Source organism: Sporomusa rhizae, from assembly GCF_041428845.1.
In the GTDB taxonomy this organism is placed as follows: Bacteria; Bacillota; Negativicutes; order Sporomusales; family Sporomusaceae; genus Sporomusa; species Sporomusa rhizae.
Genome location: NZ_CP156925.1, coordinates 2,730,632 through 2,743,059 on the forward strand (window position 1 = coordinate 2,730,632; position 12,428 = coordinate 2,743,059).

General features: G+C 43.0%; 10 protein-coding genes. All 10 read right to left on the reverse strand.

Annotation, left to right across the window (positions count from 1 at the left end):
- Nucleotides 1-8 precede the first annotated feature (8 nt).
- The gene (gene spoIIP, locus SRRS_RS12710; protein ID WP_371369344.1) at nt 9-1,211 is read right to left on the reverse strand and encodes a stage II sporulation protein P; all 1,203 of its coding nucleotides are present in this window, start codon (nt 1,209-1,211) and stop codon (nt 9-11) included.
- Entirely contained in the window at nt 1,201-1,968 is a 768-nt protein-coding gene (locus tag SRRS_RS12715) for a DUF1614 domain-containing protein (RefSeq protein WP_371369345.1), read from the reverse strand. Before SRRS_RS12715 ends, spoIIP begins: the two co-directional genes overlap by 11 nt.
- An 80-nt stretch (nt 1,969-2,048) precedes the next feature.
- Nucleotides 2,049-3,128, reverse strand: a complete 1,080-nt coding sequence (gene fni / locus SRRS_RS12720; protein WP_371369347.1) for a type 2 isopentenyl-diphosphate Delta-isomerase — start codon at nt 3,126-3,128, stop codon at nt 2,049-2,051.
- An 8-nt stretch (nt 3,129-3,136) separates the two neighbouring features.
- The gene (locus SRRS_RS12725; protein WP_371369349.1) at nt 3,137-5,101 is read right to left on the reverse strand and encodes a bifunctional 4-hydroxy-3-methylbut-2-enyl diphosphate reductase/30S ribosomal protein S1; all 1,965 of its coding nucleotides are present in this window, start codon (nt 5,099-5,101) and stop codon (nt 3,137-3,139) included.
- Between the two features lie 152 nt (nt 5,102-5,253).
- Nucleotides 5,254-7,107 (reverse strand): carbon starvation protein A, encoded by a 1,854-nt coding sequence (locus tag SRRS_RS12730; protein WP_371369351.1) that lies wholly within the window; start codon nt 7,105-7,107, stop codon nt 5,254-5,256.
- Nucleotides 7,108-7,347: 240 nt separating this feature from the next.
- Nucleotides 7,348-8,115, reverse strand: a complete 768-nt coding sequence (locus tag SRRS_RS12735; RefSeq protein ID WP_371369353.1) for a LytR/AlgR family response regulator transcription factor — start codon at nt 8,113-8,115, stop codon at nt 7,348-7,350.
- The gene (locus SRRS_RS12740) at nt 8,108-9,832 is read right to left on the reverse strand and encodes a LytS/YhcK type 5TM receptor domain-containing protein (protein WP_371369354.1); all 1,725 of its coding nucleotides are present in this window, start codon (nt 9,830-9,832) and stop codon (nt 8,108-8,110) included. The genes SRRS_RS12735 and SRRS_RS12740 overlap by 8 nt, the downstream gene beginning before the upstream one ends.
- Before the next feature lie 3 nt (nt 9,833-9,835).
- Entirely contained in the window at nt 9,836-10,441 is a 606-nt protein-coding gene (locus SRRS_RS12745) for a lysophospholipid acyltransferase family protein (protein ID WP_371369356.1), read from the reverse strand.
- Nucleotides 10,442-10,444: 3 nt separating this feature from the next.
- Complete coding sequence (cmk, locus tag SRRS_RS12750) at nt 10,445-11,107, reverse strand: (d)CMP kinase (RefSeq protein WP_371369357.1); 663 nt, start codon at nt 11,105-11,107, stop codon at nt 10,445-10,447.
- Between the two features lie 12 nt (nt 11,108-11,119).
- Nucleotides 11,120-12,418: a 3-phosphoshikimate 1-carboxyvinyltransferase gene (gene aroA, locus SRRS_RS12755; RefSeq protein ID WP_371369358.1), complete on the reverse strand. Its 1,299-nt coding sequence runs from the start codon at nt 12,416-12,418 to the stop codon at nt 11,120-11,122.
- Nucleotides 12,419-12,428: the final 10 nt, after the last annotated feature.

Genomic DNA, 12,428 nt, shown 5'->3' on the forward strand with positions numbered 1-12,428 from the left:
TTGTTACTTTACTTTTTCTCATCGTCTTTTTCAGACTTCCTGGAATCTTTATCAGCACTACGACGCTTTCTGGGACCAAAAAAGTTAGCAAATTCATTAGAGGCAAAATTCTTAAGTTTAGCGCCTGCCTCTTTCATGCTGCCGGTACTTAAGAACAAGAAAGCGGCAGCGCCTACAATTAAAATTCCTAAAATCCAACCCATAGACTTAGTAGCACCAGAGGCTCCGCCAGCCGCCGATCCCAGCCCCGCGTAGCCTGCTGCATTATTAGCGCCAGCTGCATTAGTACCGGTGGGAGCACTGGATTTTCCCAGGATTGTGGGTATTACGTCAGAAAATAGTGCAACCCCTTTTTCTGCCGACTCTCTATCATTCGTGTGGGCACCAACTTCAAGAAGCATAGAACGTGGGTGAATATCTTGATTATAGTCGCCGCCTTTGGCGAAGAATATCCCTTTTATCAACCCGGGGTGCTGTTTGTCTGCTGCTGCTTTAATTTGAAGAGCATAGTCTTCAATTTGTTTACCGCTCGGACCATATTTACCGACAACTAATTGAACTTTGCTTACATTCTGACCGTCGATATTTGCTGAATACACTTGCGGTGGAACAGCATCCCGATGAACATCGAATATCGCATCAGGTTGTTCCTTTTTTACTAAGTCGAGAGCGGTTCGACGTGAACGTTCATATGACATATCATCATGTGGATCATGTTTGGCTTGGGAGTGAATTGCAGTTATGCCATTCTTTTCTAAGCCCGCGGCAAATGCATCGCCAACTTTGTAAATACCGCCAGCACCTAAGATGCTTTCCTTGCCGTCGGTAGGTACGTATGATTCGTCAGAGTGGGTATGATAGATGCAGACTTTGCCGCCACCTTGCGCTTTAGCAATAGACGGCTGGAGAAAAGATTGTAAACGAGTAAGTATTCCTTGATTGTTAGGGTCATACATGGTCAGGTTTACTTCGCCAACCAATTTTGCATGAGCAATATTGCCTTCTATACGGACGACTTCATAACGACGATTGTTTTCAGTAAGTACCTGATCACCTACACGCACCTGCCAGCCTGTCAAATAAACAGCGTTGCCTGCTTCATCTACTATAGTCGAATAGCCGCCGTCATTGTGTTCGTTAGCATAAGCTAGGCCGCTTACAGCGATAAGCAAAAACCCTAAGAGTATAAGTATACTAAGCCTAGTTTTCATTGTGTTCACCTCCGCTATTGGAGGATTTATTACTTGTTTCATTTTGTTGGTTAGTCTGTGGTTTATCACCTTGCTTCTCGTTGGGATGCAGTTCTTTGCTGAACTCATACAATCCTTCCGGGCGATTTGGTCCAAGAACGGGTCCACCCTGCAGTTTTTCTCTGGTTTCTCCTACTAACTCGGCTATCATAACGGCAACGATACCGGCGATAATAGTTACGTCAAATGCTCCTGCGCCGCCGATAGACGTTGTACCGGGAACGCCAACACCGTATAGTGTTATGATATGAATAATATCACTTAAAACTATCCCTAGTATGCCGCCAATAAAGGCACTGCGGCGTGAACGCCCAGCGATATAGGCAATTAAACCTGCTGTTACTCCATAAATTAATTTGGGATCCATAAACATATTTTCGGGTTCATACGGCAAATAGCGTGAGCCTAAAGAAACCGCCACTGCAACCAGTGCTGAAGCAACAATTGCTCGTACTCTTTCGGCTGTTTCATCAGCTTTAACAATTAGGTAAGTGCAGAGAGCAACAGGCAATATAGCACCGCCGACATTGATGGTAATTTGCATGGGAGAACGCATAATTGGAATGTCAATAAAGCTGCCGACAACAATACCCCCAATAAATAGTAATGCTTGTTTATCAGTCATCCGCATACGATCCAGGATTCGCTGTGCTAACCCAAAGTAAACCAGTACACTGACAACTAATAGCAAAATCATACCAAGTGGCATATTAGTCATGTTTTTCACCTCATAGCCTTGATGTTAACGTGTCAAATCTAGTTTGTACTAACTTTGCCGTATTAATACAAAAAGCATGGTCATTTGACCATGCTTTTTGTACGTTTTTTTCGATTGGCGAATGGGGTTGTATCAATACCACGAAGATTGAGCCATTCGCGGCTGAACCCGGTAATTACGATTGGCGTAGAATGCAAGTCTTGCAGCGTGCCAGCACCTACCAAGAGCATATAGCGTTTAATATCTGTAATAAAATCATTATACCAGCTGACCGCACCTTCGATTCCTTTTTGCCGTAATATCTTAAGTACAGGTCCGGCAATACCTGCTGCTTTACCGCCGATGGTAAGAGCTTTTACGACATCTATCGGTGTTCGTACGCCGCCTGATACAATAACATCAATAGGTGAGGCAGTCGAAATTGTTTCTACCGCTGAAATTGCGGTAGGGATACCCCACTCCAGCATATCTTTGTTCAATTCCAACTTACTCCGGGCTGCTTCGATAGCAAGAAAATTTGTGCCTCCTGTACCGCCTACATCTATAGCTTTAATGCCAATATTGCTTAGTGCTTTAGCTTGTTCATGCGCAATGCCGCAGCCGACTTCTTTAACAATTACCGGCACATCAACGTGGCTTGCTATCATTTCTATCTGTGCCAAATAGCCGCTAAAATCTCGGTCGCCTTCACTCATAATAATTTCTTGTCCGGCGTTAAGATGAATTTGTATGGCCTGAGCCCCGATCATTTCAACGGCATAGCGGGCAGCATCCAAGGTAGCATGCGCACCAAGATTGGCAAATAGTATACCATCAGGATTCACTTCTCTTACAATCTTATAAGAAGCAGCGACAGCGGGATCTTCGATGGCAGCATATTGAGAACCTACGGCCATAGCCGCGCCCGTGAGAGAAGAAAATTCCGCTAATTCACGGTTAATCGATGTAACGTCCTCGGCACCGCCGGTTATGGCATTAATAATGATAGGTTGTGTCAGTGGAATACCTGCTATAGCCGTCTCGACATGAATATCAGACCAAGCCAAGTCAGGCAGGCAATTATGGACTAGGTGAAAATCAGTAAATCCGGCAGCCGCCGGGCCATCTTCTAATAACATGGAGTACTTTATGTGTTCAAGTTTGCGTGACTGCCGTAACATGCTTTATTTTAGTCCTCCCGCTTAAACAAATGCCCAAATTTATCACCCAGCGTAACTCCGGACGAAGCTGAAGGCTGCTTAAATAAATATTCGCTGAATTCAGCTCTTTCTTTGTCTTGTTCGGCCTGGGCAATACTAAGTGCGATTCGTTTATTTTCTTGATCGATACTTAATATTTTGACAGAAACTTGATTACCAATACTCACTACCTCTTCCGGGTTGGTTACTCGTTTTTCGGATAACTCTGAGATATGTACTAAGCCCTCAATACCGTCTATTAACTCAACAAAAACACCAAATTTAGCAATTTTGACAACTTTACCGGCCACGATTGATCCGATAGTCAACTTATCAGCGGACGCATACCAAGGGTCACGCTCAACATCTTTCAAGCTTAGTGATAATTTTTTGGCTTCAAGGTCGACCTTAAGTACGACAACCTTGACTTCATCGCCAACATGGACTATTTCATCCGGGGATTTAACCCGCTGCCACGATAAGTCAGAGATGTGAATAAGTCCGTCTACTCCACCAATATCAACAAATGCTCCAAAGTTAGCCAAACGGCTTACCTTACCATCAATAGTCTGTCCTACAGACAGTTTCGCAAATATCTCTTTTTCTTTAGCCTCTTTTTCAGCGAGCAGAAGTTGTTTACGGGAAAGAACAGCCTTTTGTTTTTCTCTATTAATTTCGATTGGCAATGCTTGAATGATTTGACCAACAAAAAGAGTTAAATCTTCAACAAAACGCGCATCTGCCTGTGACGCGGGAATAAAGCCGCGTATACCAAATACTGCTGCCACGAGTCCACCTTTAACCACTTCGGTTATCTTAGCTTCGACTGGTTGTTTGGTGGTGTACGCCGTCTCCAACTTATCCCAGGCAGTAATTTTATCGGCTTGTACTTTGGACAGTTTAACTTGGCCGTCGCTACTTTCCGCCTCTACTACCAAAACGTCAATGATCTGACCTAGGGTTACGGCATCAGCAGCCGCTTGCGGGGTCGGATATGCAAGTTCAGTTAGGGGAATGACGCCTTCCGCCTTATAACCAATATCGACGAATACTTCATCATGGCGAATACCTACAACAGTACCTTTTATTACACTGCCGGTTTCCAGTTTAACAACATTTCCTAGGCTCATTTCTTCCATTTTACTATATACCTCCTCAATTACCCAATCAGGGGTTGACGCACCGGCTGTAATTCCGGCGGCTTGTACATTAGAGAACCATTCTGGTCTTAATTCGGCTGCTGATTCTATATGGTAAGTTGTACAGCCAGTATCCCGGCAGACATTTGCTAATCTTGCCGTATTAGCACTATTTCTACCCCCTACTACGATCATGACATTTACTTTTTTGGCTAAATCGATCGCAGCTTGCTGCCTAAGATCAGTTGCTGTGCAAATAGTGCGTTCAATCTTTAGTTCGTCACATTTTGTTTCCAGAATTTTAACTATGGTAAGGAATTTGTCGGCAGCGAATGTAGTTTGTGCTACTACTCCAAGCCGTGGATAATCCGGCAGTGCTTTTGCGTCCTCACTAGTTTCTATTACATGCGCATTAGAATTGGACCACGCAAATATGCTTTTAACTTCTGGGTGATTCTCTTCGCCGATAATAACAACCTGATAGCCAGCCTGCAGCAGGTTATACGCCGCTTGCTGCGCTTTCTTTACATGTGGACAGGTGGCATCAACCACATCCAAGTTTTTATCTTCAGCCTGTTTATAAACGTCAGGCCCAACGCCATGTGATCTGATTATGACTTTGCCGGTGGAAATGTCTGTGAGTTTTTCGGCTACGTCAATACCCTGTTCCTTTAGGCGGCTTACCATTTGTGGATTATGGATAATCGGACCTAAAGTATGTACCGGTAACTTTTCATTTCTAGCGTTTAAGGCAATATCAATAGCCCGGTTTACTCCATAACAAAAACCCCGGTGTTCGGCCAGGTATATTTTCATAAAAGCCTCCTGTTGGTAGTGTTTGGCATACTCATCTTTTTATTATAACCCCTTTGTTCTAGTGTTTCAAATAAAATGCAAACCAAAACCGCCACTACTCAGACAAAGTCTGTAGTAGTGGCGGTTCATTAGGTTGCATTACCTATCAACTGTTAGCTTGGAATATTAGGCTTATTGTCAACCGGGCAAGTGAAAGCGGTGATTTCTGTGTTCATACCGATAGGCTTATCATTCTTTAATAGCTTGAGCCACAGTCTAATGGAATCAAGCAAGGTGATAATTACCAGAATGATAAGGAAAACACTTACAGTACCATTGGTATTGCCTAAGGTATCACCACGGTTGAAGAACATTTGTACGTTCATTACGCCTGCAGCGATAACTGTTACCGTTAAGAAAGCAAGCGGCGCAAAAGTTATCCAAGCATAGGATTTTTTAGGAGCAATTTTTAGGATAATAGTAGTACCAAGTGCCAAAGCAACTACTGCTAAGAGCTGGTTAGCAACACCGAAGAGCGGCCAAATGGTAGCAACGTCACCGCTATAGAGCAGGTAGCCCCAGCTGAAAGTTACGATAGCGCTGGTAAAGAGAATTCCAGGCCACCAGTTAGTTTGCTTAAGTGGAGAGTACAGGTAAGTACCGATGATGTCTTGGAGGATATAACGAGCTACACGGGTACCGGCATCAATTGTGGTTAGAATGAACATCGCCTCAAACATAATAGCGAATTGATACCAGTAACTCATGAGGTGTTTCATACCGCCGATGGTTGAGAAGATGTGAGCCATACCAACTGCAAGCGATACGGCGCCACCAGGCCGATGAGCTACATCCATCTGTACCAGACGGGATAATTCTTTGATTTCAACGGTAGGAATACCCAATTTAGCGAAAACAGCTGCTGGGCTATTGATTGCAAAATAATCACCGGGCATGAGTACAACTGCTGAAATAACAGCCATTACAGCAACAAAGCCCTCGGTGAGCATACCACCATAGGCGATCAGACGTGCTTGAGATTCAAGTTCAATCATCTTAGGTGTAGTACCTGAACTGATAAGGGAGTGGAAACCGGAAATAGCACCGCAGGCAATAGTAATGAATACATACGGCCACCACGGTCCGGGAATAATTGGTCCGCCACCATCAATAAATCTGGTGGTAAAAGGCATATTAACGGTAGGTTGAACAATAAGAATACCAAGTGCCAAAGCTAAGATTGTACCGATTTTCATGTAGGAACTTAAATAGTCACGGGGAGCTAACAGAAACCATACCGGAAGAACGGCTGCAAAGAAGCCATAGATTGGTAATGCGAGGGATAATTGCTGCTTAGTAAGGTCAAATATGCTGGCAATTCCGGACCAAGGCTGTCCGGGGCTTAACCAATGACCTGTAAATACAGCGGCCAATACCAAAAGGAAGCCGACAATAGAACCAGAACGAATGGAGCCCGGGCATATTTTGAACATATAAAGACCAACGGCAATTGCAATTGGGATGGTCATGAATAATGTATAAACACCCCAAGGATTTTTAAACAGGGCATTTACAACTACGATAGCCAAACCAGCAAGAGCTACAATAATAATGAAGAGAATTGATAATGAAGTGGTTACACCGGTTAGCGGACTAACTTCACGGCGGGCAATAACTGCCAAGGATTGCCCATTATGACGTACGGAAGCAAAAAGAATAATGAAATCGTGAACTGCACCGGCAAAAACTGAACCTAAAAGAATCCACACAAAGCCGGGACCCCAGCCGTATTGTGCAGCTAATACTGGGCCGACAAGCGGACCGGCGCCGGCAATTGCAGCAAAGTGATGACCAAACAACACCCATTTGTTGGTTGGTACAAATTCTCTGCCGTCATTGCAGCGATAGGCAGGGGTTATGTTGGCATCATTCAAAGCAAGAACTTTTGCCGAAATGAATGCGGAATAATAGCGATAAGCTAATACATACACGCAAACGGAAACAATTAATAAACTAACTGAATTCATGAATAAGTCCTCCTTTCAAGATTTCCATAGAGAAAGTTATCGCATGGTAACAATAAATAACCTGATACTCCCCCCTTTACCAATTTTTTTAATATTGAGAATGAATTTTCTATATATTTAAATAATACAACATGGTATATTTACCAGGCAACAGCTTTGTGGTGAAATGACAAAAAACCAGGGCGAAATACACTGTCGTCCTGGTCAATAGCACAAGTCAGTTTACATAGTTACATTACTTTATAAACCAAACATCTTTTTTAATTTTGGGACTTGCTGGCGGCTGACGGGAATCTCTTCTGTGAAACCCTCTAAGATTAGATTATAAGTACCGTTAAACCAAGGAATTATCTCTCTAATCTTTTCGATATTAACAAGGTAGGCACGATGTGTTCGGAAAAACAAACGATCATCCAGGCGCGACTGCAAATCCTGGAGGGGCATGTTTGTATAGTAGCATTTATCGGAAGTACGAATAGATAATTGCCCTTCGTTACAATAGGCAGCAACAATATCCCTTGTATCGATTACCGAAGCTTTACCGTTATGTTCAATAGCCAGCTTTTGGAGGCTATAGGTTGGTATTGAATTCGGTTCTCGTTTATCGTGACTTGTTTTTACAACCTCAGCCAGCATTGTGCGGACTTTTTCAATGCACTGCGCTACTCTCTTTGCCGAAAATGGTTTTAGTAAATAATCCACGGCATTAAGCTCAAATGCTTTTAGGGCGAATTCCTCATGTGCAGTAGCAAAAACAAGTAATGGTATAACATTGGAGGTATTTATCTTTTCTGCCGTTTGAATACCATTCAGACCTGCCATTTCAATATCAATAAAAATTAAATGTGGATTTAAGGATGGTATGGTTTTGACTGCTGCTTCACCATTTGAAAACTCGCCAATAATTTCAACATCTTGGAATTGCTCCAGCAGATATCTTAATTCGCTGCGCGCCGGCTCTTCATCATCGACAATAACTATTCTGATTGTTCGTAATTGGTCAGCCATTAACTACAACCTCCGTGCCAATAGGAATATGAATTATTACTATTGTCCCCTTACCTTCCACGCTATTGATACTAAGTGCATGTTTAGGGCCATAAATAGCTTTAAGGCGTTCATTAACATTGGTTAAACCTACACCGGCTCCTTTGCCAAAACCGTATTGTAATATCTGCTGTTGTATATCTAGTGGTATGCCTAGCCCATTGTCTGTTATTGAAATTTCGACCTGCTTCTCAATTACTTTTGCGGAGATTTTTATAGTACCCCCGTCTGTTTTAGCTAAGAGACCGTGTTTTACCGCATTTTCTACTAACGGCTGAAGTGTAAATGTTGGTATTAAGACATCAAGTGCATCAGGGGCAATATCTTGTTCAATAGTAAGTCTGTTTCCAAAGCGAGCCTGTTCTAAAGTCAGATAGGAATCGACATGTTCAAGTTCTTCTTTGAGGGTGACAAAATCACGGGCAGTTTTTAAACTGCGCCGGAAGAAATCACTTAGCTCAATTAAGAGACTGCGGGCATTTTCAGGATTAGTACGACAAAAAGATACAATGGTATTAAGTGCATTAAATAAAAAATGGGGATTAATCTGGGCGCGGAGAGCTTTCAGCTCTGCTTTTGCCGCTAGTTCAGCCTTGTGCTGCAGAGCGGCCAGTTCAAGTTGTGTACTAAAAACCTGGCCAAGACCTTGTGTGAATTCGATATCGAGAGCAGTCAACGCTTCTTCGTGAGCATAATAAATTTTTAGAGTACCCACAAGCTCATCCCGGCAATACAGCGGTACAACGATGGCTGATTTTAAAGGGCAGTCATGAACATTACACCCAATTTCATTTTGCGTTTGTGCTACTGTTACTTGCCGTTGACTTAAACACGCTTGCGTCAGTTTAGTAAATTTTTGCATGCCTTTAGTATGATGATCGCTTCCAAGGCCAACATGGGCTAATACCCTTTCCAGATCGGTAATTCCTACTGCTGCAGCCGAAGTCATATTTAATATATTGGCAGCCACCTTTTCTGCTGATGTTGGGTTAAGTCCTTGTCTAAAATGCGGTAGTGTGACGTTAGCTATCTTAAGAGCTTTATGAGTTTGCAGTGCGGCTATTTTAGTCTGGTGCTCTCTGGCATTATGAATAATAATCATAAAAATAGCAATGCCGATAGCATTCGCCAATGACATGGGTATTGCTACCTGTGAGACAAGCGACCAAGAGGCTTCGTAAGGTTTAACAAATAACAATATAAAGGCCATGCTAAGTAAGATAACACCAACTCCGGTAATTACGCCGGTAATCCATTCCGGTGATTTTGGCTTTATACGCACATGGATATAGCCGGCTAGAATACCACCAATTATGGTCGCAATGCCACATTGAAGTGCTGTAAAACCACCTAAATAAATGCGATGCAAACCACTAATCAGCCCAGTAATAGTTCCTACCAGCGGGCCAGCAAGAAGACCGGCAGCAATAGTACCAGTATCCCGAACATTAGCAATTGCCCCTTCAATCGGTATACCAAAATATGTACCGGCAATCGAAAGTGACGAAAAAATAAATATCAATAATAGCTGTTCACGAAGAGTTGCATTTTCTTTAAAAATTAAACGGAAGGCTTGTGTGTGTGATAATACATAGGCGAAAACCGCAATTATCGAGATACGTTGAACTAAGACTATTGATAAATTAGTGTCCAATACTCCAATTGCATAGGTTTCCATGGGCTAACCTTGCTTATTCGTGTTGTCTGTTTGTAGAAGACGGCCAATTTCGATCATGACTTTGTTACTCATGGCTTCCATACTCTCTTTCGCATCATTTTCTCTCTTAAGTACAATTGGTTTACCAAAACGTACTTCGAACTGAGGGAGTATATGTCCATCGCAGAATACTTTATTGGTTCCGATAACCGCAGTAGGTATAATGGGAACCCCTGCTTTTATTGCTATTAAGGCCAATCCCGGTTCTGGCGCACCTAAAATTCCATTTTTACTCCGGGTGCCCTCCGGAAAAATTCCGAGAATAGAACCTTCTTGAAGAAGCGTTATCGCATTCCGGATTGCTGTTCGGTCAGGAGAACCACGCTTTACAGGAAAAGCACCTAATTTTCGGATCAGCCAGTTAAATGCCGGATTTCTGAATAACTCTTCTTTGGCCATAAAATGAAGCTGCCGGGGCATTGCACAACCAACGACAGGCGGGTCCCAAAGACTTATATGATTTGCCGCAACAATTGCACCGCTAGCGGGAATATTCTCAAGCCCTGATACTTTGAAGCGAAAAAAAACTGAGAAAAAAGTAGTTAGTATAACATGAACCAAACCATACACGGTCTATTTCTCCTCGCATAATTCTAATATTTTTTCTACAGTGGCTTCAATCGATAAGGAAGTAGTGTCAACTGTTACTGCATCAGCGGCTGCAATCAACGGGGCAATTTCGCGTTCACAGTCTTCTCTATCACGGCAAGCAATTTCTGCTTCGAGTTCTGTTAAGTCTATACTATATCCTTTAGCTGTTAGCTCCTGCCACCGACGTTTGGCTCTTTCACTAATGGAAGCTGTTAAAAAGATTTTTATTTCGGCGTTAGGCAGAACGTGAGTTCCGATATCGCGGCCGTCCATGACAACACCGCCCTGTTTGGCCATATCCCGCTGAAGCTTCAACATGATCTCCCTCAGTTCAGGAACCTGGGACACTTTTGCTACCACTCTGCTAACTTCCGGGGTACGGATAGCTTCTGTAATGTCTTGGCCATTAACTGCTACTTCGGTTTTTCCATTTATATATGCAAGTTTTAGCTCGAGTTGGCGAGCAAGGTTAGCAATAGCTGTGCTGTCTAATTCTATCTTGTTATTGATGGCCTGCCAAGCAACTGCCCGGTACATAGCACCTGTATCGATATAGATATATCCTAATCTTTGTGCTACAAGTTTGGCTACAGTACTTTTTCCTGCACCAGCTGGTCCATCAATTGCAATATTCAAACGTTTCATAGTAACCTCCTGCTAATCCTGCTTTAGTTTTTCGAGAACAGTAAAAAAGTCAGGATAAGAAATTTTAACACAATCCGATTCTACGAGTTCAACACCTTGAGCTGCGATTCCTGCAATGGCCAGAGACATCGCCATACGATGATCGTGATGGGAGATGCATTTAGCAAAGCTTAATTTTTGGGGGCCATTTATAATAAGGCCATCTGTTGTTTCAACAAGGTGAGCTTCCATTTTATTGAGTTCAAGGGTTATGGCTTTCAGCCGGTCAGTTTCTTTTACACGAAGCTCTTCTGCGCCTTTGATAACGGTTTGTCCTTCAGCAAACAGAGCCGCTACAGCCAATATTGGTATTTCGTCAACAAGACGGGGAATTATTTCCGGTTCAATTGTTATACCTGTCAGGTTAGCAGACCGAACTATGATATCAGCTACCGGTTCACGGCCGCTCCAACGTTCATTGGTAATCGTTATATCTGCACCCATTAACTTAAGAATGTCGATAATACCTGTGCGAGTAGGGTTAATACCTACGTTAACCAATAGCAACTGACTATTAGGAATAATCGTGGCAGCAACCAACCAAAAGGCGGCTGAACTGATATCACCAGGTACGTTGATACGTTCGGGGGCCCAAATCTGCCCTACCGGATCGATTATGATGGATTTGCCCGAGCGTTTTATCGGTATACCAAACGTTTCGAACATCCGTTCAGTATGGTCACGTGATGGCATAGGTTCAGTAATAACGGTTGGGCTGTTTGCGTATAGCGCAGCCAGTAAAATTGCCGATTTCACTTGGGCACTGGCTACAGGCATATCATATTCTATACCTGTAACTTGTTCTGCTTCTGTAAGTGCCAGCGGAGCATAACGGGATTGTTCGCGCCCGATAATATTTAATCCCATTTTTGTTAAGGGTGCTATAACTCGTCCCATTGGACGCTTTTTCAATGAAGCATCACCAGTCATAATGCAAAAAAACGGTTGAGCGCCTAAAAGGCCTGTTAATAGCCGCATAGTGGTTCCAGAATTGCCGGCATCAAGCACATCACAGGGCTCATTAAGTCCATAAAAGCCATTACCGGTAACGGTTAGATCCCCTTCCTTATTCTGGTCGATCGTTACTCCTAGTGCTCGCATACAATTGACGGTCGACCAACAATCGGCAGCGTGCAGAAAGTTGGTAACCGTTACGGGAATATCTGCAAGACTGGCCAGCATGATACTGCGATGTGATATCGATTTATCTCCAGGAATGTTGACTATTCCTGATAATTTGGTAGTCGGTTTGAGACTAATATAGTTTCCCATGTTATCCCTC